Origin of the sequence: Methylobacterium sp. J-043, assembly GCF_022829505.1 — a bacterium.
GTDB classification, from domain to species: domain Bacteria; phylum Pseudomonadota; class Alphaproteobacteria; order Rhizobiales; family Beijerinckiaceae; genus Methylobacterium; species Methylobacterium extorquens_A.
Map to the genome: position 1 here is coordinate 643,119 of NZ_JAKSYB010000063.1, position 25,679 is coordinate 668,797.

General features: G+C 69.0%; 23 protein-coding genes. 7 read left to right on the forward strand and 16 right to left on the reverse strand.

Annotated elements, in window-relative coordinates; all coding sequences use genetic code 11:
- Nucleotides 1-88 precede the first annotated feature (88 nt).
- A complete protein-coding gene (locus MKK50_RS21010) occupies nt 89-535 on the reverse strand; it encodes a DMT family transporter (RefSeq protein WP_253373650.1) in 447 nt (148 codons plus the stop codon).
- Between the two features lie 354 nt (nt 536-889).
- Here MKK50_RS21010 and MKK50_RS21015 point away from each other — a divergent pair, with 354 nt between their 5' ends.
- Nucleotides 890-2,365: a trypsin-like peptidase domain-containing protein gene (locus MKK50_RS21015; protein WP_499025068.1), complete on the forward strand. Its 1,476-nt coding sequence runs from the start codon at nt 890-892 to the stop codon at nt 2,363-2,365.
- Between the two features lie 66 nt (nt 2,366-2,431).
- On the opposite strand, the gene MKK50_RS21020 is transcribed toward MKK50_RS21015, so the two are convergent.
- The 7 genes from MKK50_RS21020 to dctP form a co-directional block, all read right to left on the reverse strand.
- On the reverse strand, nt 2,432-2,587 hold the full coding sequence (locus MKK50_RS21020; RefSeq protein ID WP_156635778.1) for a DUF3309 family protein: 156 nt from the start codon (nt 2,585-2,587) through the stop codon (nt 2,432-2,434).
- A gap of 114 nt (nt 2,588-2,701) precedes the next feature.
- Nucleotides 2,702-3,748, reverse strand: a complete 1,047-nt coding sequence (locus MKK50_RS21025) for a cysteine synthase A (RefSeq protein WP_499025070.1) — start codon at nt 3,746-3,748, stop codon at nt 2,702-2,704.
- 67 nt (nt 3,749-3,815) lie between these two features.
- Nucleotides 3,816-4,049 (reverse strand): hypothetical protein, encoded by a 234-nt coding sequence (locus MKK50_RS21030; protein WP_253373653.1) that lies wholly within the window; start codon nt 4,047-4,049, stop codon nt 3,816-3,818.
- A gap of 800 nt (nt 4,050-4,849) precedes the next feature.
- A complete protein-coding gene (locus MKK50_RS21035) occupies nt 4,850-5,047 on the reverse strand; it encodes a hypothetical protein (RefSeq protein WP_499025071.1) in 198 nt (65 codons plus the stop codon).
- 167 nt (nt 5,048-5,214) lie between these two features.
- Nucleotides 5,215-6,567, reverse strand: a complete 1,353-nt coding sequence (locus MKK50_RS21040; protein ID WP_499025073.1) for a TRAP transporter large permease — start codon at nt 6,565-6,567, stop codon at nt 5,215-5,217.
- Nucleotides 6,564-7,286, reverse strand: coding sequence for a TRAP transporter small permease (locus MKK50_RS21045; RefSeq protein ID WP_499025075.1), 723 nt, complete (start codon nt 7,284-7,286; stop codon nt 6,564-6,566). The genes MKK50_RS21040 and MKK50_RS21045 overlap by 4 nt, the downstream gene beginning before the upstream one ends.
- Nucleotides 7,283-8,305, reverse strand: coding sequence for a TRAP transporter substrate-binding protein DctP (gene dctP / locus MKK50_RS21050; protein ID WP_253373657.1), 1,023 nt, complete (start codon nt 8,303-8,305; stop codon nt 7,283-7,285). Before dctP ends, MKK50_RS21045 begins: the two co-directional genes overlap by 4 nt.
- Nucleotides 8,306-8,480: 175 nt before the next feature.
- On the opposite strand from dctP, the gene MKK50_RS21055 reads away from it, so the two are divergent.
- Nucleotides 8,481-9,140: a GntR family transcriptional regulator gene (locus MKK50_RS21055; protein ID WP_499025077.1), complete on the forward strand. Its 660-nt coding sequence runs from the start codon at nt 8,481-8,483 to the stop codon at nt 9,138-9,140.
- A gap of 92 nt (nt 9,141-9,232) precedes the next feature.
- Complete coding sequence (locus MKK50_RS21060; protein ID WP_499025079.1) at nt 9,233-10,705, forward strand: carbohydrate porin; 1,473 nt, start codon at nt 9,233-9,235, stop codon at nt 10,703-10,705.
- A gap of 56 nt (nt 10,706-10,761) precedes the next feature.
- Here MKK50_RS21060 and MKK50_RS21065 read toward each other — a convergent pair whose 3' ends face one another.
- From MKK50_RS21065 to MKK50_RS21090, 6 genes are all read right to left on the reverse strand, one after another.
- Entirely contained in the window at nt 10,762-12,891 is a 2,130-nt protein-coding gene (locus MKK50_RS21065) for a TonB-dependent receptor family protein (RefSeq protein ID WP_499025080.1), read from the reverse strand.
- Nucleotides 12,892-12,934: 43 nt separating this feature from the next.
- A complete protein-coding gene (locus tag MKK50_RS21070; RefSeq protein ID WP_499025083.1) occupies nt 12,935-13,291 on the reverse strand; it encodes a hypothetical protein in 357 nt (118 codons plus the stop codon).
- A gap of 141 nt (nt 13,292-13,432) precedes the next feature.
- A complete protein-coding gene (locus MKK50_RS21075; RefSeq protein WP_499025084.1) occupies nt 13,433-14,080 on the reverse strand; it encodes an SCO family protein in 648 nt (215 codons plus the stop codon).
- Nucleotides 14,070-14,594 (reverse strand): copper chaperone PCu(A)C, encoded by a 525-nt coding sequence (locus MKK50_RS21080; RefSeq protein WP_499025085.1) that lies wholly within the window; start codon nt 14,592-14,594, stop codon nt 14,070-14,072. The genes MKK50_RS21075 and MKK50_RS21080 overlap by 11 nt, the downstream gene beginning before the upstream one ends.
- Before the next feature lie 113 nt (nt 14,595-14,707).
- On the reverse strand, nt 14,708-15,784 hold the full coding sequence (locus tag MKK50_RS21085) for a DUF1775 domain-containing protein (RefSeq protein WP_499025087.1): 1,077 nt from the start codon (nt 15,782-15,784) through the stop codon (nt 14,708-14,710).
- 49 nt (nt 15,785-15,833) lie between these two features.
- Entirely contained in the window at nt 15,834-16,235 is a 402-nt protein-coding gene (locus MKK50_RS21090) for a hypothetical protein (protein ID WP_499025088.1), read from the reverse strand.
- Nucleotides 16,236-16,519: 284 nt separating this feature from the next.
- Here MKK50_RS21090 and MKK50_RS21095 point away from each other — a divergent pair, with 284 nt between their 5' ends.
- The 3 genes from MKK50_RS21095 (at nt 16,520) to MKK50_RS21105 (ending at nt 19,578) form a co-directional block, all read left to right on the forward strand.
- Nucleotides 16,520-17,824, forward strand: coding sequence for a L,D-transpeptidase family protein (locus MKK50_RS21095; RefSeq protein WP_253373666.1), 1,305 nt, complete (start codon nt 16,520-16,522; stop codon nt 17,822-17,824).
- Between the two features lie 335 nt (nt 17,825-18,159).
- Nucleotides 18,160-18,723, forward strand: a complete 564-nt coding sequence (locus tag MKK50_RS21100) for a sigma-70 family RNA polymerase sigma factor (RefSeq protein ID WP_012752434.1) — start codon at nt 18,160-18,162, stop codon at nt 18,721-18,723.
- 84 nt (nt 18,724-18,807) lie between these two features.
- Nucleotides 18,808-19,578 carry an anti-sigma factor family protein gene (locus MKK50_RS21105; RefSeq protein WP_253373667.1) on the forward strand — a complete coding sequence of 257 codons (771 nt, stop codon included), beginning with the start codon at nt 18,808-18,810 and terminating at the stop codon, nt 19,576-19,578.
- 336 nt (nt 19,579-19,914) lie between these two features.
- Here the strand turns inward: MKK50_RS21105 and MKK50_RS21110 are convergent, their stop codons facing one another.
- Entirely contained in the window at nt 19,915-20,808 is an 894-nt protein-coding gene (locus MKK50_RS21110; protein ID WP_499025092.1) for a class I SAM-dependent methyltransferase, read from the reverse strand.
- Between the two features lie 656 nt (nt 20,809-21,464).
- On the opposite strand from MKK50_RS21110, the gene MKK50_RS21115 reads away from it, so the two are divergent.
- A complete protein-coding gene (locus MKK50_RS21115; RefSeq protein WP_499025094.1) occupies nt 21,465-25,301 on the forward strand; it encodes a glycosyltransferase in 3,837 nt (1,278 codons plus the stop codon).
- On the opposite strand, the gene MKK50_RS21120 is transcribed toward MKK50_RS21115, so the two are convergent.
- Nucleotides 25,277-25,531, reverse strand: coding sequence for a hypothetical protein (locus MKK50_RS21120; protein ID WP_499025095.1), 255 nt, complete (start codon nt 25,529-25,531; stop codon nt 25,277-25,279). The genes MKK50_RS21115 and MKK50_RS21120 overlap by 25 nt on opposite strands.
- Nucleotides 25,532-25,679: the final 148 nt, after the last annotated feature.

A 25,679-nucleotide genomic window follows, 5' to 3' on the forward strand; every position in this document is an offset into this window, starting at 1 on the left:
GCCCGAAGCAGGGGCGCCCGCGGCCGGCACGCTATCACTTGCCGCGCCGGCCGCAACGCTTGCGCCGAGCCATCGGCAACGAGGGACCTCAGTAGAGGCAGATCAGGGCAACGCCGGCCAGGAGAAGCAGCGCGCCGCCGAGCCGCGGAAGGTTCGCTTCGTGCACCGGCACGCCGAGCAGCCCGAAATGGTCGAGGGCGAGCGACATCAGCATCTGCCCGACGATGAGGAGGGCGACGACCGCGGCGGCGCCGATGCGCGGGATCAGGAAGATCGCCCCGACGACGTAGATCGCACCGAGCAGTCCGCCGGTCCAGGCGTACCAGGGCGCGCGGGCGGCCGCGGCGAGCGAGGGCAACGGCTCGCGCAAGGTCAGCGCCAGGAGGCCGACGGCGAGGCCGCCGACCGTGAAGTTGACGAATCCGGCCCAGAGACCGGAGCCGAGTTCGCCCCTCAGCCCGGCATTGACCGCCTGCTGGACGACGAAGGCGACGCCCGCGAGCGCCGCCGCACCGTACAATCCGATCTGCAGCAAAGCCGCGCCCTTCCGCCTGTCTCGAACTCTCGTGCCAAAGCTGTCGCCCGGGGCCGCTCCGTCCACCGGGGCACGATCACGATCCCGCATGCCGGCGCCAGGGCAATCGCTCGAAGCGATTTCCCTGGTTTGTCGTTTGGCCTCAGTCGCCGGCGCCCGCCTCCGCGGGCTTAGGCTTTCGCTCCGCTCGACGCTTTTCAAGACGGACGTCCTGAAAAGCCCGCGCCGCGAAGCCGCCGATGCGGCTTCGAGCGATGGCACTGATGACGGAGCCCCGCAGCGACTTGTGGCGGGCACGCTCCGGCTGGCATCATCGCCCGCACTTCGAATCGAGCGGTGGTGATGACGGGACGGATGAGAGCTTTTCGCACCGGCCTGCCGGCCCTGCTCGCTGCCGGACTCGCAACGGGGGCGCTCGCGCAAGGGCTTGCTCCACCGGCCGCGCCGGCCCGGCCGAAACCCGCCACCCCGGCTCCGGCCGCCCCCGATCCCGCCTTCGAGGCGGCACGGGCGGGCTTCGAGGCGCTGCCCGAGACGGAGCGTCGGAGCCTGCAAGACTCGCTCGTCTGGACCGGCGACTATAACGGCGTGACGACCGGGGCCTTCGGCAAGCGCAGCTTCGATGGCATCCAGACCTACCAGACCCGCACGGGCGCCGCCCCGACCGGCCTGCTCACCCCGCCGGAGCGCGCGGCGCTCAAGCGCGAGGCCGAGGAGGCCCGGCGGGCGGCGCGCTTCAAGGTTCAGCCCGATCCGGCGAGCGGCGTGGTGGTCGGCGTGCCGGAGGCGCTGCTGCCGAAGAAGAGCGCGATCCCCGGCGGCACCCGCTGGCAGAGCGCCGACGGGCGGGTGACCTTCGACACCAAGTCGTTCCCGCAAGGGGAGACCAGCCTCGACGCCCTGTTCGAACGCGCCATCGCCGCGATGCCCGGCCGCAAGGTGACCTACAAACTGAAGAAGCCGGATTTCATCGTCATCACCGCCGAGACCGCGGGCGGGCGCTCCTACATCCGCTACGCCGAAGGCCCCCAGGGCATCCGCGGCTTTACTCTCGGCTACGACAGGGCGTTGGCGGACACGGTCGACCGTCTCGTCATCGCGGTGGCCAACAATTTCTTGCCGTTTCCCGAGGACGCGCCGCCTCCCACCGCTCCGACGGCAGCCACCGGCCCGGCCCCTCGCGGGACTGCCTCCGGCTTGGCGGCCGCGCCCGCAGCGCCACCGCTGCCCGGTGCGCAGGCCGAGGCGCGTCCTGCCGCGACCGGCCTGCTGCTGGGCGGCGGGCGGGTGCTGACGGCAGCCTCCGCCCTCGAAGCTTGCGCCGCGCCGCGCATCGGCGGTGCGGCGGCCCGGATCGAGCGGCGCGACGCGGCGGGCAGCCTCGCGCTTCTGTCCGCAGAGGGGCTCGCGGGCGGTGCGTCGCCGCCGCTCCGCGCCGAGCCGGTGAGCGAGGGCGAGGCCCTGCTCGTGCTCGGCGCTCAAACCAAGGGCCGCCCGAGCGTCGCCCCCGCCACCGCTGCCGTCGAAGGCGTCGACGCCCCGCTCCAGCCCGGCGCCGGCGGTGCACCGGTGCTCGACCGGTCGGGCCGGGTCGTCGGACTCGTCGCCCGCTTTCCCACAGCACCTCGCCTGATTGCCGGAGTGATGCCGCCGACGCGCTATGCCGTCGTGCCGGGGAAGGCCGTGGCAGCCTTCCTGAGCGAGAGCGGTCTGACCGCCGGAGCGGGCAAGGACGCGGCGAAGGATCCCGCGAAGGGCGCCGCGACCACGCTGGGCGGGGCGGCGGCGCCCGCCCTCGATGCCGTCGTTGCCATCACCTGCGCGCGATGAGGGCGGCGCCGGGCCTTAGAGCATCGTCTTTTCCGAAAGCCGGCAACCCGCTTTCGGGATGATGCTCTAGATCCGGTGCGTGACGAGCAGCACGATCAGGATGATGATCAGGAGGCCGCCGAGGCCGAATCCGGGGCCGCGGAAGCGCCCGCCGCCGTAGAAGTTGCCGCCGCCGAACAGCAGCAGGATCAGCAGGATCAGGAGGATGGTGGTGATGGTCATCGGCGGAGGCCTCGTTGGTCCGCCCAGACCCCTTTGCCTGAGCGCCAACAGCAACGCTTGTGCACGCGATTTCGTTCAGCCGGCTCGCAACTTATCCCGAGGGGTGTTGGGGCGTCAGGCCCGCCAGTCCGGCAGGGCGCCCCCGGTCTCTGCAAGCCACGCGGGCACCGGCAGGCCGCGCTCGCCCAGGAAGGCGGGGTTGAACAGCTTCGAGGCGTAGCGCGCGGCCCCGTCGCAGAGGATCGTCACGATGGTGTGGCCGGGTCCGAGTTCGCGGGCGAGCCGGATCGCGCCCGCCACGTTGATGCCCGACGAGCCGCCGAGCGACAGGCCCTCCTCGCGCATCAGGGCGAAGATGATGTCGAGCGCTTCCGCATCCGGAATCCGGAACGCGTGATCGGGCGTGAAGCCTTCGAGGTTCTTCGTGACCCGGCCCTGGCCGATGCCTTCGGTGATCGACGAGCCTTCGGCCTTGAGCGTGCCGGTGCTGTAATAAGCGTGCAGCGCCGAGCCCTCCGGGTCGGACAGGGCGATCTTCACGCCCGGCTTGGCCGCCCGCAGCGCCTCGGCCACGCCTGCGAGCGTGCCGCCGGTCCCCGCCGCGCAGACGAAGCCATCGACCGCGCCGCCGGTCTGCGCGAAGATCTCGGGGCCGGTCGCCTCGATATGGGCGCGGCGGTTGGCGGTGTTGTCGAACTGGTCGGCGAAGAAGGCGCCGGCCTCTTCCGTCTCCGCCAGCCGCTCGGCGAGGCGGCGGGCGGCGTGGACGTAATTGTTCGGGTTGGCGAAGGGGACGGCGGGCACCTCGACGAGCCGGGCGCCAGCGAGCCGCAGCGTCTCCTTCTTCTCTGCCGATTGCGTCTCCGGAATCACGATCACGGTGCGGTAGCCGCGCACGGACGCCACCAGCGCGAGCCCGATCCCGGTATTGCCCGCCGTGCCCTCGACGATGGTGCCGCCGAGCCGGATCAGGCCGCGCGCCTCGGCATCCCGCACGATCGAGAGCGCTGCCCGGTCCTTCACCGAGAGGCCGGGATTGAGGAATTCGGCTTTGCCGAGGATGGTGCAGCCGGTCTCTTCGGACGCGCGGCGCAGCCGGATCAGGGGCGTGCCGCCGATCGCGGCGAGCACGTCGGGCGAGACGGTGGAGGATGCGGACATGCGGTGCGGCGGCCTTCCTGAGCGCCCGCGCGGGGCGGCGGATCAGGCAGGCTTAATCAGCCGACTTTCAGGAATCCAGGTAGCCGGCCTCCCGCAAGGCGTCGGCGACCGCAGTAAAGAAGGGATCATCTGCCTCGGCGTCGTCCTGCGACAGCGTTCTTCCCTCGTCGTGGGGCGCGGTCTCGCTCCGGTCGAAGTCCCGGAAGTCCTGTGGCTCCGCCGGGTTTCCGGCCGCTGCCGCGGATGCGCCGAGCCCGAAAAGGCCGGCTGCCGTGAGGAAGGTCTCGTTCAGGGAGATCATGGCCGGCTCCTGTCTCGAAAACGGGACGCCACTAGCCTAATCGGTTAACGAAATCTTAGCAATATTGACGAGGAGAGCCGGAAAACAGCGTGTCGGCCTTCACCGCTCCTGAGCGCTGCGGGCAGGGCGGAAGCGAATCACGCCGTAAGTGTGGGGTGCGGCTCGAAGCCCCGTTTATCGCCGTCGCCTTGCAGAGGAGCGCCGCGCGGAGCCTGCTTTTCAGAATTTCGATCCGGGGCAAGCGCGGAGGCCGGCTCCGGCGATGGAGGCTTGGACGGCACCGGCGTGATCGCTTTGGGCGTCCATCCCGCGCTTTCGGTTCAGGTCCGGTTCAAGCGCGACGGTGCAGTGTGGCCGCAGGTCAAGGACTGTGACTTTCCTGCACCGGTTTTGGCGAACCGAGCTGCTTCGGCGCCGCAATCCCGCAGGATGAGCACTCCGTCAAGCTTCTCCCGCTAGACGTTCCTCTCGCGGCGGTTTCAGCCACCGCCTTCGATGCCTGCCCCGTTTCCTCTCAGCCGCGAATCCAATCCATGACGGTCGTCGCCCTCATCGCCTGCAACCTCCTGCTGGCGGGTCTATTTTCCTTGGTCGCCGTCGCTCTCGACTGAAGGCCTCCCGAGACAACACCCGCGGTGTCGACGTGGGCGGAGGCCCACGGTCGGCGACCGGGCGTTTCGTGAAGGCGCTTTTGACCACGACCACCGCGCTCCCGCGCAAACCCGCATCACACCGCTCACGAACCCCGGTCGCTCCGTCGCGGCCGGGGTTTTCGGCTTGTCGGGTCCGTTTTTCGAGCGTCAGCCGCGCGTCGCCCGGTCCTGCGCCGTGTCCAGACGGCCGATGAGTGCTTCGAGGCGTTCGCCGACCGGTTCGGTGAGGCTGTCGGCGTAGTGGCTGCGCAGGCTCTTGCCGAGGTGGCGGCGCACGCTCGGGCTCAGCGGCGGCGCGGCCGCGGCATCCTCTGCGCGTTTCGTGTCGGCGATGGGCTTCGTCACGGATCGTCTCCCGTCCGGTGCCGGAAGCGGCTGTGAGGCGGCGATCCTGCGCGCTGGAAAGTTAAGGCGAGTTTTACTGCGGCGACCAAGAAACGATTAACCCTCCGTGCCGGGGCACGGAGGGTTCTTCTTCCTCGAAACCATCGGTCCGAGTGCGGCTGCGGTTCTTACCGGGTCGTGGGCAGGAGCAGGTCCGGCAACCAGAGGGCGATGCCCGGCACGAGGCAGAGAAGGACGATCGCGATACCCATCAGGATCACGAAGGGCAGGGTGCCCCAGATGATGTCCTTGAGCGGGATGTCGGGGGCGATGTTCTTGATGACGAAGATGTTGAGACCCACCGGCGGGTGGATCAGGCCCATCTCCATGGTGATCGTCATCACCACGCCGAACCAGACGAGGTCGAACCCGGCGGTCTTGAGCGGCGGCAGGATGATCGGCGCCGTCATCAGGATGATCGAGACCGGCGGCAGGAAGAAGCCGAGCGCGATGACGAGCGCCAGGATGGTCGCGAGCAGGAGCCAGGGCGAGAGCTGCATCGCGACGATGGCCTGCGCCGCCGCCTGAGAGATGTGGAGATAGCTCATCACGTAGGCGTAGAGGAGCGACATGCCGATGATGAGCATCAGCATGGTCGATTCCCGCAGCGTCGCCGTGAGGATCGGGTCGAGATCGCGGAAGCGCCACACGCCGTAGATCACCGCGATCAGCGCCAGCGCCAGCAGGCCGCCGAGGCCGGCGGTCTCGGAGGGCGTGGCGTAGCCGCCGTAGAGCGCGACCATGACGCCGGTGAGCAGCACCACGAAGGGCAGCACCCGCGGCAGCGTCGAGAAACGCTCGCGCATGCTGTAGCTGTCCTCCTTGAGGATCGGATGCTGCGCACCCGTCCGCTCGTAGGCGAGCTTGGCCGCCGCGAACTCGGAGCGGAAGCGGAACACCGACCAGCTCGCGAACAGCACGACCAGCAGGAAGCCCGGACCGATGCCGGCCAGGAACAGGCGCCCCAGCGACTGCTCGGCGGCGACCGCGTAGAGGATCATGGTGATCGAGGGCGGCAGCAGGATGCCGAGCGTGCCGCCCGCGGCGATGATCCCGGCAGCAAAGCCCGGCGAGTAGCCGCGGCGGCGCATCTCCGGAATGCCCGCCGAGCCGATCGCCGAGCAGGTGGCGGGCGAGGAGCCGGCCATCGCCGCAAACAGCGCGCAGGCGAACACGTTGGCGATGCCGAGCCCGCCGGGGATGCGGTGCATCCAGGCGTGCATCGCCGAGTAGAGATCCTGACCCGCCTTGCTCCGCCCGATCGCCGCACCCTTCAGGATGAAGAGCGGGATCGAGAGCAGCGTGATCGAGGCCATCTCCTCGTAGACATTCTGCGCCACCGTATCGAGCGAGGCGGCGGGCATGAATGCGTACATGAAGGCCAGCGCCACGAAGCCGAGCGCGAAGGCGATGGGAATCCCTGAGAGCATCGCCCCCAGCGTTGCCCCGGCATAGAGGAAGCCGATCGCGGCGGTGCTCATGCCTTGCCTCCCGTCGTCTTGATCGGCCGGACCGGGGCCGGGTTGCGCGTCGTCTGGCCCATGGGGTCCGGCCCTTCGGGCGTCACGTCCGGGCGGTCGTGCATGTCGCGGTTGAGATCGGCGCCCATGCCGATCTTCGGCTTGGCCCAGCCGGCGGCGCGGGGACCGTAGAGGACCGCTTCCGCGATCTGCAGGACGAACTGGAAGGCGAGCAGGCTCATGCCGGCCGACATCAGCAGGTAGGGGATCCAGAGCGGCGGTCCCCAGGTCGATTGCGAGATCTGGCCGTCTTCCCAGGCCTCGTGGAACAGGCTCCAGCTCTTCCAGGCGAAGAAAGTGACGAAGGCCAGCCCGACGATGTCGACGAAGATCAGCCGCACCCTGTTGACGCCCGGCGGCAGCAGGCCGGTGAGCGCCTCGATGGCGACGTGCCCGCGCTTGGCCTGAACGCCCGCCGCCGACAGGAAGGTGGCGCCGACGATGAGGAACACGGCGGTCTCGTCCTGCCACTCGGTCGGCTCGTGGAAGATGTAGCGGGTGAGGACGGAGTAGCTGAGCACGAGGCAGGCGGCGACGAGTGCCAGCCCGCCGCAAACCAGGATGACGTGGTTGAGCCGGCGCGTGGTCCGGTCGATGACGCCGAGCAGGCCCGGAACCCGGACCTCCGCGGCCTTGTGTGTCTCGGCAGCCGCCGAGGCCGCGTCGAAGGCGTGGCTCATCCGACCTTCTCCGCCAGCTTGAGCAGCTCGGCGCAGCTCGCGTTCTTGTTGGCGAAGTCCTTCCAGGCGGTGTCGCGGGCGATGTCGCGCCACTTGCCGAGATTCGCCTCGTCGAGCTGCACCACTTTGGCGCCGGCCTTGCCGAACACCTCCTCGACGCGGGTGTCGTCGGCCTTGGCGCCCTCCTGGCCGAAGCTTTCGAGCTCGGCGCCGACCGCCATGACGAGATCCTGCTGGTCCTTGGGCAGGCCCGAGAACACGATCTTCGACATCATGATCGGCTCGAGCATGAACCAGTAGGAGCGCTCGCGGCCCGAGGTCAGGGCCTTCGAGATCTCCTCCAGGCGGAACGAGATCAGGCTGGTGGAGGAGGTCAGCACCGCGTCGCAGGCGCCGGTCTGCATCGCGGCGTAGGATTCGTTCGACGGCAGCGAGAGCGTGGCCGCGCCGGCCTGCTTCATCATCAGGTCCATCTCGCGCGAGCCGCCGCGGACCTTCATGCCCTTGGCGTCGTCGGGCGTCAGCAGGGGGCGCTCACGGCTCGCGATGCCGCCAGCCTGCCAGACCCAGGAGACGAGCACGATGCCCTTGGCATCGAGGATCTCGGTGAGTTTGCGGCCGACGGGCGCGTCCTTCCAGGCGAGCGCCTGAGCATAGGAGGAGACCAGAGCCGGCATCAGGCCGATATTCATCTCCGGCACCTCGCCGCCCGCGTAGGGCGAGGGGTAGAGCGAGAGATCGAGCGCGCCTTTGCGCATGGCGCTGAACTGCGCGTTGGTCTTCATCAAGGAGGAGCCGGGATAGACCTGAACCTCCATTGCGCCCTTCGAGCGCTCCTTGATGGCGGCGGCGAACTTCCGGCACATCCGATCGCGGAAGTCGCCCTCGTCGACCGTGCCGCCTGGGAACTGGTGCGAAAGCTTCAGGGTCGTGGCGGCCCGGGCCGGGCCGCTCCCGAGCTTGAGCAGCGCGGGCGCAGCAAGCCCGGCCGCGAGAAGGTGGCGGCGGTTCAGCGTCATGGCGTTTCCTTCCCAATACCGCTTTCGCGGAATCCTGCCCGTCCGTTCTTGCGGACTTTTGTGCAGCGCAAAATATACGTTTCAGCGCAGCATTTAATGCAAGATCGCGTCATCTTGCATATTTTGTCAACGCTCGTGAATATGGATCGGCAGGAAATCGCCGATGACTCGACCCATGAACCAAACTCAGCGCCTCAGGCAGACGATCGAGGACGAGATCGTCGAAGGGCGTCTCGCCCTCGGCGCGCGCCTCGACGAGACGCAGCTCGCCGAGCGCTTCGGCGTCTCGCGTACCCCGATCCGCGAGGCGCTGCTGCAACTGGCCGCCACCGGCCTCGTCGAGACCAAGCCGCGCCGCGGCATGGTCGTGAGCGCGCCCGAGCCGGGCCATCTCCTGGAGATGTTCGAGACGATGGCCGAGCTGGAGGCCGCCTGCGGGCGGCTCGCCGCGCGCCGCCTCACGCCGGAGCTCGAGGCGGAGTTGACCGGCGCGCTCGCAGCTTGCGCACGGGCGGCCGCCGCGGGCGATCCGGAAGCCTATTACGGGGAGAACTACGTCTTCCACACGGTGATCTACCGCGCCTGCCGCAACGACTTCCTGTGCGGGCAGGCGCTGGCGCTGCACCGCCGCCTCTCGCCCTACCGGCGGCTGCAGCTGCGCACCCGCCACCGGGTGGCGCAGTCGCTTGCCGAGCACGAGGCGGTCGTCGCCGCGATCCTCGCCAGCGATGGCGCCGCGGCGGCCGATCAGCTCCGCCGCCACGTGCTGATCCAGGGCGACGGGTTTTCGGAACTGGTGGCGAACCTGCGGGCGCTGGATCACAGCGCAGCATGAGCGCCCCGGAGGGTCGCACGCGTCCAGTGCTCTGGTAGGGCCGGAGCGGAGGCCGTAAGTTCAAGCTTCGCGGTTCGCCGTGGAGGTTCTTCGTGTCCCGCCGCCCCTTTCCAGGCGCCCTTCCCGCCGCGCTGGCCCTGACGATTCTCGCCGGATCGCCCGCCCTGGCGCAGCCCACCGGGCGACCGGTCTACGAGGGCGCGGGCGGCGATCCGCGGATCTCGGTGTCCCAGCCGGAATCGACGAGCCAAGCGTCCGGCGGCTATGTGCGCTCGATCGAGCCCTCGCTCGGGCCTTTCGGTGACCCGCTCGGCATGCGGCCCCTGCTGAAGGAGCGGGGCATCGAGTACAGCCTCACCTACATCGCCGAGACCCTCGGCAACCCCGTCGGCGGCATCCGCCAGGGGGCGATCGTCGAGGACCGTCTGAACCTGCGGCTCAACCTCGACCTGCAGCGGCTCGCCGGCTGGGACGGCGCCACGATGCACGCCAACGCCTACTTCATCCACGGCACCGGCCTGTCGCGCTACTATGTCGGCAACCTGATCCCGGCGAGCGTGATCGAAGCGCTGCCGGCCTCCCGCCTCTACGTGCTGTGGCTCGACCAGCAGCTCTTCGACGGGAAGCTCGGCATCCGGGTCGGCCAGCAGGCGGCCGACACCGAGTTCTTCGTCAGCCAGACCGCGACCCTGTTCGTGAATTCGACCTTCGGCTGGCCGGCGATCACCGGGCTCAACCTGCCGAGCGGCGGCCCGGCCTACCCGCTCGCGTCGCCCGCGATCCGGGCCAAATACGTGCCGGGCAACGGCTTTTCGCTCCAGGCTGGGCTCTACGACGGCGATCCGGCCGGCGCCAGCCGCCCCGGCGACGACCCCGAGGGGCAGCGCCTCGACCGCACCGGCACCAATTTTCGTACCCGCGACCCCGCCCTCGTCGTGGCCGAGGCGACCTACGCCTTCAACACGCAGGAAGGTTCGAAGGAACTGCCCGGCGACATCACCCTCGGGGGCTGGCAGCACTTCGGGCGCTTCGAGAGCCTGCGCTTCGACCAGACCGGCCTGCCGCTCGCCGACCCGAACTCCACCGGTATCGGCCGCTCTTTACGCGGCAATGCCGGGATCTATGCCATCTGGGACCAGACGCTCTACCGGGAAACCGGCAAGGACGACGAAGGCCTCGGCTTCTTCGTGCGCGCGGCGTGGTCGCCGACCCGCTCCAGTCTCGTCTCCGCCTATCTCGACACCGGCCTCGCCTATAAGGGCCTGTTGCCGGGCCGCGACGACGACACGGTGGGCCTCAGCCTCGCGCATGCCCGACTCTCCGACGACGCGCGCCGGTCCGACATCGACACCATCGTGCTGACCGGCACGGCGATGCCGCGGCGGCGGGCCGAGACGGTGATCGAGGCGACCTATCAGGCGGTGGTGGTGCCGGGCTTCACCGTCCAGCCGGACGCGCAACTGATCCTGCATCCCGGCGGCGGCATCGCCAATCCGCGCGACCCGGAAGGCCGCCGGGTGCGCAACGCCGCCGTATTGGGCTTGCGCGCGACGGTTCAGTATTGAGGGGACGGCCGGGTTTCGTGCCGGCCGCCCCTAACGCTGGCGTCGAACGGTCGCCCTCAGAACGAGGCCCGCACGCCTCCGAACACGCTGCGGCCGTTGCCGGGGAAGAACGCCACCGGGCCGCCGGCCACGGTCGCGGCGTTGGTCACCACCGAAATGTCGGAGACGTAGCGTTCGTCCAAAAGGTTGCGGGCATCCACGAACAGCGAGACGCCGTTGGCAAAGTCGATGCCGGTCTGGAGGCCGAGCAGGGCGTAGCCCGGCACCTTGAGGGTGTTGGCGTGGTCGGCAAACGCGCCCTGCGGCACCCAGTCGAGGGTGGGGGCGAGGTGGAATCCGCTCGGGTGCCGGTAGCCGAGCACCGTGCGCAGCACGTTCACCGGCACGCCGGCGATGCGGTTGTTGCCGAAGACCGGATCGCCGACGAAGCGGAAGTCGTTGTGGGTCCAGATCTGCGTCACGGCGAGCCGGTCGCCGATGCCGGTCAGATCCGTGGCGAGGTCGAGGGTCACGGCGGCCTCGATGCCTTGGTGGCGGGTGCGCGGGGCGTTGAAGGTCGCCGCCGGAATGCTGAGGCCGGGGTTGGGCGTGAAGTTGATGAGCGCGTCGCGCAGCTCCGCCCGGTACAGCGTCACGTCCCAGGCCAGCCGGTCGATCCGGCCGCGCGAGCCGGCCTCGTAGGTCCAGGCGCGCTGTGCCTCCAACGGCACGAAGGTGGTGCCGAGCGTATTCGCCTGCACGAGGTCGGAGAAGTCGGGCACGTCGCGCGAGCGGGTGACGTCGGCAAAGACCTGGATGTCCGGCAGCGGCTGCCACAGCAGTCCGAGCTTCGGGTTGACGCCCTCGTAGGTGACGTTGGCAAAGCGCGCGGTGGGGTTGGTCGGCAGGCCGCCCTTGTCGCTGAAGGTGCGGTTCGAGGAGAACAGTTTGGCACCGGTCATCAGCGCCATGTCGGGCCGGAACCAGAACCGGTTCTCGGCATAGGCCTCGTAGTTCGAGGCGCTCTGGCGGGCATTGAGCGTCTGGGCGCCGCGGAACCCCGCCACGTTCACGAATTGCCGGGCCTCGTTGATGCCGGCGAACGCCCGCAGGCCGAGGATCAGGTCGTTGCGGAAGCCGCCGAGATCGAACGTGCCGGCCCAGCGCGGCGCCACGCCGTAGGTCCAGCCATCCTGGTCGATCACCTGAAAGATCGGGTGATAGAGGTTCTTGTGAATCGCCCAGGAATCGATGTCGAGGCGCCCGACTTCGAGTTCGAACGAGGTGCGGTTGGCGATGCGCTCCGTCGTCACCTTTCGCGATTGGTTGCCGGTGATCGCCGCCGGGTTGGCGATGCGGGGATTGTTGAGGGCGTTGAACAGCGAGAGCGAGCCGGGCAGCTTCTGGTCGGTATCGTAGAAGCCGAGGAAGAACCGCGTCTCGACGCCCGGCGCGAGCCGGTAGCCGACATTGGCGTTGACGTTGCGGGTGCGCTGGGTCTCGTGATCGCGGAAGCCGTCGGAATTGGTCGCGGTGCCGGAGATCAGGACATCGGCCGGCCCTGAGATCCGCGAGACCTGAAAATGCTCGCGGATGGTGTTGAAGCTGCCGCCGTCGATTCGGGCGATGTTCGGTGCGAGCGCCGTGTAGGCGGTTGGCGTCACGAAGTTCACCGCCCCGCCGAGCGTGGTCGCGCCGAAGGTCAGCGCGTTGCCGCCCTTGTAGACCTCGACCGAGCGCAGGCTCAGCGGATCGATCTGGTAGAAGTCGCCGCTGCCGTCGGCGAGGTTGAGCGGGATCCCGTCCTGCAACAGCTCGATGCCGCGGACATGGAAGCCGCGGGCGATGCCGGAGCCGCGGATCGAGAGGCGCATCTCCTGGCCATAGCGCTCCTGCACGAACACGCCGGGCACGTCTTTTAAGACGTCGCGCACGGTGTTGGCGTAGCGGTTCTGGAACGTGGCGGCATCGACGAAGGCGACCGAGCCGACGGTGGCGTTCACCGCCGCGCGTTGCGCGGCGACGCTCGGCACGGTGAGCGAGCCGGCCGCCGTGCCGGTGCCGGAGACGCTGATCTCGGAGAGGGTGGCTGCCCCCTCGGTCGCGGCCGGGGCTTCGGCGAGGGCCGGAGCGGCAAGCGCGAGGCCGGAGGCGAGCAGGGTCGATGACAGGGCGGCACGCGGCACGGCCCGTTGACGGGAAGGCATGAGGAAACGTCCGTTGTCTGAAGGATCGGGAGAAGGCGATCGGTCAGACGACGGGCGGGGCGCGGGCGCTCGGGCGCGTGCCGGGCGGCGCGCGGGGGAGGGCGACGATCTCGGGGCCCCACGCGACCGGGGCGATCCGCTCCCGCGGCCACGCGACGACGGCGTGGGCGGGCTGTGGCGCGTCGAGGCTCGGTAGGGTGTGTGCGGCTTGGCAGCAGGGCAGGTGCCCGTGCCCTGGATGCGACTTCACGGGGCCGTCGGCCTCGCCGGCATCGGGGGCGCAGAGGATGTGGACGAGACCGTTCTGCGGGCCGAGGCTACCGGCAAGCGCGGCCCCACCGACGACGACCTGCAGGGCGAACGCGTAAAGCGCGGCCACGGCAATGACCGCGCGGCACACGGACCATCCCGGCAAGCGCCCTCGCATGGCGCCAGCTATGGCCAAGCTTACCCGGACGTCAACGGAGGCGCGATCGGGAGAGCCCTGTTTTCTGCTGCGGCGATCGCAGAACGGAAGATCGGCCCCCGCCAGCCGAAATACTCAGGTGTCGCGGCCGTCGGAGACCAGCTTTCGCAACTGCTTGAGGGCGAGGGCGTGCCCCGCGTTCAGGTCGAGCGGTCCGGCAAAGCCCCCGTCGCGGTCCATCATGTAGACCATCAGCGTGTGCTCCAGGGTGTAGTCGCCCCCCGGCAGCGGCACCCGCTTCATGGAGGCCCGGTAGTCGCGCGCCACCCGCTCGATCTGCTGCGGCGTGCCGGTCAATCCCGTGATCCGGTCGGTGAACGAGGCCATGTATTCGCGCATCACCGCCTGCGTGTCCCGCTCGGGGTCGAGGGTGATGTAATAGGCCTGGATGTCACCGCCCTGGGCGCCGAACGCGTCGAGTAGCGTGCCGAGGTCGGCCAGCGTCGTCGGGCAGACGTTCGGGCATTGGGTGAAGCCGAAGAAGACGAGGAAGGGCTTGCCCTTCAGCGCCTGCGAATCGACGGTGCCGCCCTTCGAGGATTCGAGCCGGAACGGGCCGCCGACCACCGACAGGGCGGAGGGCCTGTCCCCCCGCGGCAGGAAGGCCACCGTCGCCCCCGCGATGCCGACGAGGGCGAGCGCGAAGGTGGCGAGGATCAGCGTGCTCCCCCGCTGCGAGGCGGGGGAAGCCGTGCGGGGCTCGGGCCGGGGTTCAGTGGCCATGGTCGTGTCCCGCGTGGTCGTGCGCCTCGGGCCCCTTCTCGGATCCTTTCTCCGGCGCCTTGGCGGCAAGGCTCTCCACGGCGAACTCGACCGGAACGGTCCCGGCCCGCTCGAAGCGCAGCGTCCCCTTCACACGCTCGCCCTTCTTCAGCGGCGTCTTCAGGTCGAGGAACATCAGGTGATGGCCGCTGGGGGCGAGCGTCACCGTCTGGCCGGGCGGGATCGCCAAGCCGTCGGCGAGCGGCGCCATCTTCATCACACCGCCCTCCATCGACATCGTGTGCAACTCCCCGCGCCCGGCCGTCTCGATCGCGCCGCCGGTGAGCCGGTCGGGCTCGGTGCCGGTATTCGTCACCGTGAGATAGCCGGCCGCGACCCGCGCGCCGCCGGGCGTCGCCCGTGACCAGGGATGGCCGATCTTGAGCGGGCCGGCTTTGTAGTCGTGGGCGTGGACCGGGTTCGTTGCAGCGAGGCCGAGAGCAAGGAGGGCGGCCGGGACAGCGTGAAGGCGCATGATCGTGTCTCCGTTCGGAGCGGAAAGGGGGAGGGCGCGGGCCTCGAGCCTCGAACGCCGCATGTGGCGGCGATTCTCCCGTAAGGCTCTTGCCCGCGCGGCGGTGTCGCCGGTCAGTGGTGGTGCTTGTGGCCGTCGGCCTCGGGTGCGGCGCCGCCGGGGCCTTGCGCGCCGGGTCCTTGCGCGCCGATCGGTGCCACGGTGAAGGTTGCCGGCACCGTCCCGGCCCGCTCGAAGGTCAGCGTGCCCGCGACGGTCTCACCCGCCTTCAGCCCGTCCTTCAGGTCGAGGAACATCAGGTGGTAGCCGCCGGGCTTGAGCGCGACGCTGCTCCCCGGCGCGAGGGCAAGGCCGCCCTCGACGGGGGCCATCTTCATCACGCCGCCCTCCGTCGTCATCGAGTGGATCTCGGCCCGGCCCGCCTGGGGGATGGCGGCGCCGGTCGGCCGGTCGGGCTCGGTGCCGGTGTTGCGCAGGGTCACGTAGCCGCCGGCGACCCGCGCGCCGCCCGGCGTCGCCCGCAGCCAAGGGGTCTCGATCGCGATCGCTCCGGCCTTCGCGACGGCGGTAGCCGGAGCCTGCGCCGCCGTTGCCTGGGCGGCCGCTCCTTGGGCCGCCGTTCCCTGGGCCGCCGTGCCTCGGGCGGCGACGATCCGCACCGTCGGGGCCGGTGCCTTGAGGGCTTGCGCGCTCCCGTTCTCGGCCGGGACCTCGCTCCAGCGGTAGCTGCCCTCGGTGCAGTCCTGCTCGACGGGGAAGGTGATCGTCGAGCCCGGGGCGAAGGCGTCGGAAATCCGGGCGAAGAAGGTGAACTCGTCGATCTGCTCGTCCGGCAGGTTGCCGCCGCTCCACGTGATCCGGGTGACGCCCTCCGAGACCTGTCCGTGGAAGGACGGGTAGGACCGGGCATAGGCCGACTTGACGGTTTCGATCGTCCAGCCGGGCTTCGGCATCGGCTTGGCCCCGGTCACACCCTCGGGGATGGTGACGCTGACGCGGGTGGTCGGCCGGCCGTCGCAGCCGTGCATGATCTGGACGACACCGCGATAGGCGGCGTTGGGCGTGGCCTCCTTGCGCTCCAGCACGGCGTGGGCCGAGGCGGGCGAGACGAGGCCAACGACGGCGCCTGGGCCGATCAGGACGAGCGGCAGGGCGGCGCGAAGAGGGGCGCTGAGGCAGAAGCAGGGCATGGGACGGTTCCGATTGTCTGACATCGAAGGATCGCGGGGATCGGGCGGGTCAGGCAGCCGGCGGGGCTCGGGCGTGGGCGAGGGTGAAGGGCGGCGGACGGGCGGCCCGGCGCTGGACCCCGGACCAGCCTGCGCGGGCAGCGTCCCGCTCGGGCCACGCGGCCTCGGCGGAGACGGGAGGCGGGAGCGTGGCGGCCGGCGCGTAATGCGCGGCGGTGCAGCAGCCGGCGTGGTGCGAATCCGGGGCCGGAAGCCCGTCCTTCGCCGCCTCGGCGGAGACGGTTCCGTCCGCGATCGGTTGGCAGAGGAAGGCGGGGGCCCCCGCGACGGGAAGGGCCGCGATGCCGCCGAGCAGGGCCTGGAGCACCAGCGCGTAGAGGGCGGCCACGGCGGTCAGCCCGCGCAGGACGCGCGGCGCTCCTCCGGTCCGATCGCGGCGTGGGCTCGGCATGGGCACGAGCCTTACGCCGCTTCGCGCCGCTCCGGTAGGGGCCGGGTCGGCGCCATGCCGCCGCGCCCCGGCGAGGCCGCCCCGCGAGCGGCTCTGGACGCACTGCGTGCGCCCTCACACCCGGACGCCACAATATGGCCCGGAACGGCATGGCTTCTTAACCACGAGACCGCAACAACCGCGGCACGAGGACTTGGCCGAGACTTGGTTCTTCGACGCCTCGCGTTCGAACCCTGACTCCCGGCCGGATCCACCGACCGCACCTTCATCCAGAGCCCGGATCGATGCTGCAGAGCGCGCGCCACCCCCACTCCCGCCCCCTCGCTGCCGCCCTCGTGGCGGCAACGGTGCTCGCCGGCCCGGCGCTCGCCCGCGAGGGCGGCTTCGCCCAGGCCGAGTGGGCGCAGGACTATTCCTCGCCCACGACCATGCAGGTGCATCGGTCCTCGACGCCGATCCTCTCGCCCGACACCATCGCGGCGACCGAGGCGATGGCCGAGAAGTACCGCGCCATCGTCTCCCGCGGCAGCTGGCAGAACGTGACCGGCGCGGCCGGTCTTCGCGTCGGCTCCCGGGGGCCGGCGGTGGCGGCGGTGCGCCAGCGCCTGATCGTCACCGGCGACCTCGACGCCACGGCCGGCGGTGCAGGCGTCTACGATTCCTACGTCGCGGCCGGCGTGAAGCGTTTCCAGGCCCGGCACGGCCTGTCGCAGACCGGCCAGATGAGCCCGGCGACCCAGGCCGCGATGAACGTGCCCGCCGAGGTGCGCCTGCGCCAGCTCGAGACCAACGTGATCCGCCTGCGCTCCTATTCGGGCGATCTCGGCCGGCGCTTCGTCATCACCAACATCCCCGCCGCCCTGGTGCAGACGGTGGAGAATGGTCAGGTCGTGACGCTGCACGCCGCCGGCGTCGGCAAGATCGACCGCCAGTCGCCGATCATGAACACCAAGGCGACGCAGATCAATTTCAACCCGACCTGGACCGTCCCGGCCTCGATCGTGAGGAAGGACCTGATCCCGAAGATGCAGAAGGATCCGAACTACCTCACGGACAACAAGATCCGCATCCTCTCCGGGGGGCAGGAGATCTCGCCGCGCTCCGTGAACTGGAACTCGGACGAGGGCACCCGCTACACCTACCGCCAGGATTCCGGCGCCGACTTCAACTCCATGGGCGTGGTGCGCATCAACATTCCGAACGCGCACGGCGTGTTCATGCACGACACCAATTCCCGTGGCGTGTTCGGCGACGACTTCCGTTTCATCTCCTCGGGCTGCGTGCGCGTGCAGAACGTGCGCGAGTACATCACGTGGCTCTTGAAGGACACGCCCGGCTGGGACCGGACCCGCGTCGAGCAGGCGGTGGAGAGCGGCCAGCGCATCGATGCGACGCTGACCCAGCCCGTGCCGGTCTACTGGACCTACATCACCGCCTGGGCGACCCCGGACGGCACGGTGCAGTTCCGCGACGACATCTACAAGCGTGACGGCGTGAACGTGCCCTCCACCATCGAGGCGCCGACGCCGGTCGCCAGCGCCGCCTCGACCCGGCCCGAGGTGTACGAGCCGGGCGACGAGGAGAACTGAGCCTCCGCTCGTTCAACTCGATTTCTGATACGGTTTCCGCTTGATCTAAGCGGGGAACGTACCAGCAAGCCCGCGCGGCGCCTGAGCGACGTCCAAATCCGCTATCCCGAAGGGATCAACCGGATTTGGTGTGAGCGAACGCGAACAGCCCGGACCGGATCTCGCATCCGGTCCGGGCTGTTCGCGTTTCGAGGCGGCGGGTGGAGCTCTCGCCGCAAGGCTCCGTGCCCCGAAAACCACCCGGCTTCCGGGTCGCGCGAAATTTTTCAAAAAAAGAACGACGCGCCGGATTAAAGGCGTGCGCCAGTCGTCAGCAGGTTATGGTGGCCGACAGAATGCGCTCGAAACGCTCCGAAATCGTCGACCTGCTGGTGCCCTTGCGGCGCTACGCCCGGTCGCTCACGCGGGATTCGCTGAAGGCGGATGACCTCGTCCACGATACAATGGTTCGCGCCCTCGAATCGCGCGCGAACTTGAGGCCGGATACCAACCTGCGCACCTGGATGATGACGGTGCTGCACAACGTCTTCATCGACGAGCAGCGCCGCAAACGCGTCGAGGCCCGCCACGCCGATGTGCTAGTGCAGCTCTCCGACGACGTGGCCCCGCCGGCCCAAGAGGGGCAGGTGCGACTCATGCAGATCCGCAAGGCGTTCGAGGGACTTCCCGAAGAGCAGCGCGCCGCGCTCCACCTCGTGACCCTCGAAGGCATGGCCTACGCCGACGCGGCAGCCGTGCTCGGTATCCCGATCGGCACCCTGATGTCGCGGCTCGGCCGCGGCCGAGCAGCCCTGCGCGCCTTCGAGGAAGGCGGCCGCAAGGGCAAGGCCACCGCCGGCTCCTCCGACGATGGCCCAGACCGTGGACGCGCACATCTGCGCGTCGTCGGTGGGAATTGATGACCCTGTTGAGCCGTTAACAACAACGACACCGGGAAACGAAGAGGTTCGACGGTGGGCAAGCAGGGCAGTCGGAGTGGGCTGATGGTTGATCCGGTTACGGAAGCCGAACTCATCGCGTATGTCGATGGCGAACTCGAGCCGATGCGTCGCGTCGAGGTCGAGGCGCATCTCGCGCGCAATCCCCAGGACGCGCTGCAGGTCATGGCCGACCTGCGCGACCGCGACGCCCTGCGCGAAGCCTTCCTGCCGGTGCCGAGCCTGCCGCCGGAGCGGCTGCGCTCCAGCGCTCGCCGGATCGACCGCGCCTTCGCGTGGCAGCGGGTTCGCTCCCGCCTGCGCCGGGCGGCGGCGGTCGTGGTCCTGGTCGGGGCGGGCTGGCTCGCCCATACCGAGAGCGGCAGCTTCGGCGTTCCCGGCTCCTTCGCCTCGCCGATCGATCCGTCCCTGGCCGAAGAGGCGAAGCAGGCCCGCGAGGCCGTGCAGATCCGCGCCCGCACGACCAGCCAGCCCATGGTCTCGGCCTACGACCCGGCCGACCTCGAAGCTGCGACCGGTGTCGACCTGCCACCCCTGCCGAAAGGCTGGACCGTTCGTGACGTGCAGATCTTCCCGAGCCGGAACGGCACCGGAATCGAAGTCTCGATCCAGTCGGCCGAGATCGGCGAACTCGCCCTGTTCGCCAAGCACAGCAGCGGAGCGCCCCTATCCGAAGGGACGGAGCCGGTTGCACGCTCGAGCGACGGAACGACCGCCTACTGGCGGACCGGCGGCACGGCCTACGCCCTGAGCGGATCGCACGACAACCCAGCCCTGCACGCTGCCGCGGCACGTCTTGCCACGATTCGGAAGTAGGGACTGCCCGGACGCGGCCGTCGAGTTCCTTGATGGCGATCGACCTTAGAATCAGCGCCGAGTGTTCCGTCTTGGATTGATCCAGGCCGAGACACTCGGCTTTCTTTTGGCTTCGGCAGCCGCATTGGGGCGGGCTGGCCCCTGCCCCCCGAGGCGAGGCCTCCTCCCGCGTGAGAGGCCGGCTCTTGCCGGCCCCGACCGGCGACATGAGGCCGGCCGCTGGTGCCGTGACCCCAATCGATCGCCGGGAGTGTTCCGGTGCAGCGTTCGCCGCACGACCGGCTTGGTGATCGCGCTGATGCCTGTCCCAGGTGCGATGGGTCGGCGATAAGGCGTTCAGGTGGTTGCGAGCAGCCTTGCCGTGCGCTGCTGTCGCCTCAGGACTCCGCGCAGATGAGCGATGGCGCCCTCCTGCATGCCGCGTAACCTCTCCGGATCCGACTCGGCATCGCGGCGCATCGAGACGTAGAATTCGAACCCGCCCGGCTCCGTCGCGGCGATCTGATTCAGCACAAAGGGGAACAGACCGAGGCGCGCTGCCGCCTCGATGGCGTCGAGGAAGGAGAAGGGCGTGAAGACCCAGCAATGACACGTCCGATAGCGGCCTGACGCGAGGGCTTCGCCGGCCTGCTTGTAGGCCAACGCCAGCGCAGCTTCGCCGCATAGCCGCGACGCCCGCGTCGGGTCCTCGCCCGCCCAGATTTCGCCGGGTTCGACGGCGCGTGCCTCGTAGGTGTGGGCGAAGATTTGGCGAAGACTCGGTCGTATGTAGCCCAGCAGATCCGCCTCAATCAGCTCGGCGACAGTGCTGTTGGCGCGGCCTGCATCGAACATGAATCGCCGATCGGGCAGGGATAGGTTGAGAACCCCGCCCGGCCTCAAAGCGGCGTGGATGCCACGAAACCACCCGAGCAGGTTCGGCACGTACTGCGCGACCTGCGCGGCGATGGCGAAGTCGAGCCCCTCCTGCCCGATGGCTTCTACCAGTGAGCCCGAGCCTGCCCAGGCATAGTCGATCGGAACGGCATCCGGCAGTTCGGCCTGGGCGTCGGTGGCGTGATCGACGTACGCGACGCGGATGCCCGTGGGGAGCGCCGTCGGATTGTTCGCCGGTCCGAACTCGATGCCCCGTGCCTCCGGCAGCGGAACGTCGTGCGTGAGGCGGGCGAGGCGCCGGTCCATGGAACGATGGCTTAGGAACGCGTCCAGCGACAGGGAACCGGAATGCATGCCGTGGACGCCTCGCCTTTCAATCGATGGAACGGCCCGACGTTACCCGCCACGCCGACGCATGTGCAATCATTTGATGAAGGGCATCGCGGGCCTGGATGCCCAATCTCGTCTCCCGATGGCAGGCCGTGCGCGCGGTTGAAGAGCTACGCGAGCCGCTCGAGGCAAGATAGAGTTGCTGCGGGTTTCGGCAGCCTGCCTCATCGGTGGAAACAAGGGGGCCTGTCCACGCCGTATCCGTCGGTACCGGGTGGCGGACCTGGGATGCGAGGAGAGGATTGCTCATGCTCGACCCTCCGGCTACTGCTGCGTTTGGTGCAGTGCGTGAGGCAGCATGCGGGGCCCGGCAATCCGACGTGGACGTCATACAGAGCGGTATGGGCCAAGCGCCGAACTCCTCCCCGGTGGGCGGCCCTGCATCCTTATCCGCATTCTCGAATGACGCCGCAATCGATCTGATCGCCAGGTTTTTGCCTCTGCGCCGCTGCACTGCCAGAGGCCGGTTTTGCAGCCGAATCGCCTTCCGTCTTGGGCGATCGAATTGATGCCGGCCCGCAGAGGCTGTGCCTGAGACGGAGGATCCGTCCACGATCACCCGAGACGTTCCGACTGAGCCGTGCACGAGGTTGCTGACATTGTTCAAGCGTAGCTTGCAAATGCTCTCGAAGCAGGTCGGAGCCAGGGCGATTTCCCGGCAATTCGACCTACGGATGTCCGAGGCAGGGAAGGGAGGAGGCTTCGATCACGTCTTCTACCGCCGGTACTATCCCGACCTCGCGATCCTCGGGGACGAAAGCAAAGTTCTCAAGCAGCACTACCTCAAGCATGGTCGGGCCGAAGGCCGGTCCCCGAACGCTGCCGCTCTGGTCGCCGCTCTCGAAGCCGAATGGGGAGCGTTACCGGGCGATTTCGTCCCCGAGCATTACCGTGCACTCTACGACGATCTGGCCGGCCTGACCGAACCGTGGCAGCTCAGCGAGCATTATCTACGCTTCGGACGGTTCGAGGGGCGTGCTCACGGGGCCGATCTATCGGCCTTCGAGCAGGAATACGAGCGCATGCTCGCTGCCGGCACGGCCTTGAACGGGCGCCGCCCCGCCGAAAGCTTCGTCCATCTTCTGGTCGCCGCCCGGGTTTTGCCGGGAGCGTGGCTCGACCTCTTCGTGCTCCATGAATTCGCGTTGCTGAACGAGGGGTGGCTGACGCACCCGCCCGCCTCCCGCATGGAAGGGCTGGTCGCCTTCCTCACAGAGGGGGTGGAGCGGCTCGCCCCGATTTCGATGCGCCTGCGCTTCGATCCCAATTTCTACCGCTCGAACAACCCGGATGCTTCGACCGGCACCAGCGATGCGGATCTTTACCGTCACTGGCTCGGCAAGGGTATCCGGAAGGGCGAGCCTGCGAGCGAGGCCGCGGCGCTGGTCCAGCTCATCGGGGAGGAACGCTTTCCCGAGAGCTTCGACGAGACGGCCTACCGCTCTCTCTTGACCGAGGGGGTTGCGCCGCCGCCGGCCGGGCGGCTGAATGCCCTGCGGCATTTCATCGATACGGGCTTTCAGCTCTGGGAGCTGGAAGCCGTGCGGCAAGCCTGCTCGGCCCAACTGCTCGAGCGGATCGGCGAGTACCATCTTTCCCGTGGCAACGCGATCGCGGCTAAAGAGGCGTTCGATCGGGCGCTCAAGGCCGGCCTCGTCTCCGGCCGCCTCCATCATCGGCGCGGCGACACGCTTCTCAGGCTCAACCGCACCACCGATGCTGCGCGCGCCTTCGTGAATGCGGCGGACGTGCCGGGCGCCGTCGTGTGGAGCCACATCCACGCCATCGACGGCCTGCTCGCGCGACCGGACAACGTACCGGAGGCGCTCGACCGCGTCCGGCGCTCGGCCGCGGATTGGCATGCCAATCCGCATTGGCGCGCTGCCGCGCACCGCGCCATGGTGGCATCCTTCGCCCGCGTCAGCGAGGAGGCGAGGGCCGACTACGCCGCCGGCCGGCGGAAGGAAGCGGACGATCGACTCACAGCCTGCCTCGACCAGATCGGGAGCTTGATCGCGGCGGTCGATCCGCTGCCGGCACCGCTTACCGTTCCGGCGAACGGACATATCGTCATCGTCGCCAACCGCGACCTTCCGCAATGCGATCATTATCGCGTCGTGCAGAAAATCCAGCAGCTCGAGCATGGCGGCTGGACGGTCGAGGTCTTCAAACAGGATGAGGCCGCCGATTGTCGGCCGGCCCTCGACAGGGCATCGGCGGTAATCTTCTACCGAGTGGCAGCCTTTCCCGGCGTCCTGCACGCGATCCTCTACGCGCGCGGCCTCGGCCTGCCGACGATCTATGAGATCGACGACATCGTCTTCGATGCGGCCCTGTTCCCGGATCCCCTGGAGAGCTTCGAGGGGCAGATCACGCCCAAGCAATATGTCGATCTGCAATACGGCGTGCCGCTGTTCCGCTACGCCATGCAGGCCTGCGACATCGGCCTCGCCTCCACGCCGGCGCTGGCCGAGCGGATGCGCCCGCTCGTCCGCTCAGGGGTCTGCCACGTCCTGCGCAACGGGCTCGACACGCGAAACCTTCCCTTCCTGCGGCGCCCCCACGCACCCGTTTCGACCGCGGCGCTGACGGTCTTCTACGGATCGGGCACGCGGGCGCATAACAAGGATTTCAACGACTTCGCCGCGCCTGCGCTTCTCGCCATGATGGAGCGGCATCCGCATGTCCGGCTCGTGATCGCCGGCTATCTGCGCCTTGGTCCGGGCTTCCGGCGGTTCGCTCATCGTGTGCGACAGCTCGGCTTCACCGACGACGTTTCTGCCTATTGGGAGGCGCTCTCGGGGGCGGATATCAACCTCGCGGTTCTCGCGCCCGGCCCGTTTGCGGATGCCAAGAGCGAGATCAAGTGGCTGGAAGCCGCCATGTGCGGCATCCCCTCGATCGTCAGCGCGACGCGCACCTACCGGGAGATCCTGATCGATCGGCAGGACGTCCTTCTGGCCGAAACGGTTCCGGATTGGACGAAAGCGCTCGCCACGCTGATCGACGATCCGGCCTTGCGCCGAAAGATCGGGGATCGGGCGCGAGACAAGGCGTTGGCGTCCTATGGCCTCGATGCAGCCGCCGAGGTCCTCGGAGGAATCCTCCCTGCTCCACCTCAGAGGGTCCGGCGGTCGGCCGATACGGCGTCGGATGCCCGCGAAACCTCCGCCGAGGCATGGGCTGATCTTGCTGCCGGGGATGCGGGTCCGTCGGCTGCCGCTGCGCGATCCGTGATGCGAAAGCGCCGCGAGGGGCGGCCGCGCATCCTGGTGGTCAACGTCTTCTTCCCGCCTCAGACCGTCGGGGGCGCCACCCGGGTCGTGCGCGACAACATCGACCACATCCTCGATCATGCCGCGGATCGGTTCGAACTCGCGGTGGCGGCCTCCGATATAGAGGTCGAGCCTCCCTACCGGACACGCATCGATGCCTACCGCGGCATCCCCGTCTTCCGCATCGCCACGCCGCGCGAGCGGAACATGGACTGGCGCCCGTTCAACCCGAGCGTCCGCCTGGAATTCGAGGCATTGCTCGACCGCTTCGAGCCCGATCTCGTCCATGTCCACTGCGTGCAGCAATTGACTGCCAGCGTGGTCGAGGCGGTGCGCGCCAGAGGAATTCCTTACGTCGTCACCGTCCACGACGCGTGGTGGATCTCCGACTTCCAGTTCCTCATCGACGAGGACGGGCTGGTGCAGATGCCGTCGCCCGACCTTCTCGCCGACGCGACGAGCCGCTCTGTCACCCCGACCGGCTCCATCGCGCGCCGCCGCGGGCTGGCGCGGGTGCTCGACTCGGCGGCGGCCATCGCCGCGGTGTCGGAATCCTTTGCCGACATCTATCGCAAGGCCGGCTTCCCCCAGACGATCGCGATCCCGAACGGCGTCTCGCCGTTGACGCCGAGCACACGGCGCGAGAACTCGTCGGGCCGCGTGCGCCTCGGTCATATCGGTGGCCGCACCGCGCATAAGGGCGCGATCCTGATCGAGGCGATCCTGCGGTCGGGCCGGTTCGAGAACCTCAGCCTGACCCTCGTCGATCACGCCCTGGCGACCGACTACGTCAGCGAGGAGACCTGGGGCGTGACCCCCGTCCGGATCGTCGGCAAGGTGCCGCAGGAGCAGATCGGCGAACTCTATGCCGACATGGATGTGCTGCTCGCTCCTTCACTCTGGCCCGAGAGTTTCGGGCTGGTGACGCGGGAGGCGCGGGCCGCGGGGCTGTGGGTCGTGGCAAGCGATCTGGGCGCGATCGGCGAGGATATCGACGAAGGCGTCAACGGCTTCCGGGTCGATGTCGGATCTCCGGACGGGCTGCGCGCGGTGTTCCAGCGGATCGATGCCGATCCCGAGCGGTTCCGTGCGAGCCCACCGCAACCGGCGCACCCGTCCCGGACGGCCGCGGATCAAGGTGAGGATCTGATCGCTCTCTACGACAGGCTGCTCGCGCCGTAGGGTGACGCGGCATCCGCTTCGCAGACCGGGGACGACCGCTCGCACTTCGTGAAACCAGCGGCACTCCGGCCAGGACGTCTCTTGTGGGCGAGACGGCAGGAGCGGATGCGGTACGGCCGGCGCTCGGGCGGCAGGCCGTCGAAGAGGCCGTCGCCCGCCGCGAGGGCTGCATCGAACCGCGTCTGTACGGGGCGCGCGAGCGTGGCGAATGCCGCCGCCTCATCGGGCATCGAGATGTGATGGTTCTCCGTCGGTGTGTGCCGTCATCGGTCCCCCCGCACGCGCCACGAAACCCGTCCGGATGTCCGCTATGCAACAAGTAAGGAGCGTTGCTTCCGGCCGGAACCGATCCTGGCCTTCCCCGGTGCGGCGGCTTGC

Coding starts and splice junctions, on each gene's coding strand:
- MKK50_RS21015 (WP_499025068.1), top strand. CDS start 890: ATGAGAGCTTTTCGCACCGGCCTGCCGGCCCTGCTCGCTGCCGGACTC.
- MKK50_RS21020 (WP_156635778.1), bottom strand. CDS start 2,587: ATGACCATCACCACCATCCTCCTGATCCTGCTGATCCTGCTGCTGTTC.
- MKK50_RS21025 (WP_499025070.1), bottom strand. CDS start 3,748: ATGTCCGCATCCTCCACCGTCTCGCCCGACGTGCTCGCCGCGATCGGC.
- MKK50_RS21030 (WP_253373653.1), bottom strand. CDS start 4,049: ATGATCTCCCTGAACGAGACCTTCCTCACGGCAGCCGGCCTTTTCGGG.
- MKK50_RS21040 (WP_499025073.1), bottom strand. CDS start 6,567: ATGAGCACCGCCGCGATCGGCTTCCTCTATGCCGGGGCAACGCTGGGG.
- MKK50_RS21045 (WP_499025075.1), bottom strand. CDS start 7,286: ATGAGCCACGCCTTCGACGCGGCCTCGGCGGCTGCCGAGACACACAAG.
- dctP (WP_253373657.1), bottom strand. CDS start 8,305: ATGACGCTGAACCGCCGCCACCTTCTCGCGGCCGGGCTTGCTGCGCCC.
- MKK50_RS21055 (WP_499025077.1), top strand. CDS start 8,481: ATGAACCAAACTCAGCGCCTCAGGCAGACGATCGAGGACGAGATCGTC.
- MKK50_RS21065 (WP_499025080.1), bottom strand. CDS start 12,891: ATGCCTTCCCGTCAACGGGCCGTGCCGCGTGCCGCCCTGTCATCGACC.
- MKK50_RS21075 (WP_499025084.1), bottom strand. CDS start 14,080: ATGGCCACTGAACCCCGGCCCGAGCCCCGCACGGCTTCCCCCGCCTCG.
- MKK50_RS21080 (WP_499025085.1), bottom strand. CDS start 14,594: ATGCGCCTTCACGCTGTCCCGGCCGCCCTCCTTGCTCTCGGCCTCGCT.
- MKK50_RS21085 (WP_499025087.1), bottom strand. CDS start 15,784: ATGCCCTGCTTCTGCCTCAGCGCCCCTCTTCGCGCCGCCCTGCCGCTC.
- MKK50_RS21090 (WP_499025088.1), bottom strand. CDS start 16,235: ATGCCGAGCCCACGCCGCGATCGGACCGGAGGAGCGCCGCGCGTCCTG.
- MKK50_RS21095 (WP_253373666.1), top strand. CDS start 16,520: ATGCTGCAGAGCGCGCGCCACCCCCACTCCCGCCCCCTCGCTGCCGCC.
- MKK50_RS21100 (WP_012752434.1), top strand. CDS start 18,160: ATGCGCTCGAAACGCTCCGAAATCGTCGACCTGCTGGTGCCCTTGCGG.
- MKK50_RS21105 (WP_253373667.1), top strand. CDS start 18,808: ATGGTTGATCCGGTTACGGAAGCCGAACTCATCGCGTATGTCGATGGC.
- MKK50_RS21110 (WP_499025092.1), bottom strand. CDS start 20,808: ATGCATTCCGGTTCCCTGTCGCTGGACGCGTTCCTAAGCCATCGTTCC.
- MKK50_RS21115 (WP_499025094.1), top strand. CDS start 21,465: ATGCTCTCGAAGCAGGTCGGAGCCAGGGCGATTTCCCGGCAATTCGAC.
- MKK50_RS21120 (WP_499025095.1), bottom strand. CDS start 25,531: ATGCCCGATGAGGCGGCGGCATTCGCCACGCTCGCGCGCCCCGTACAG.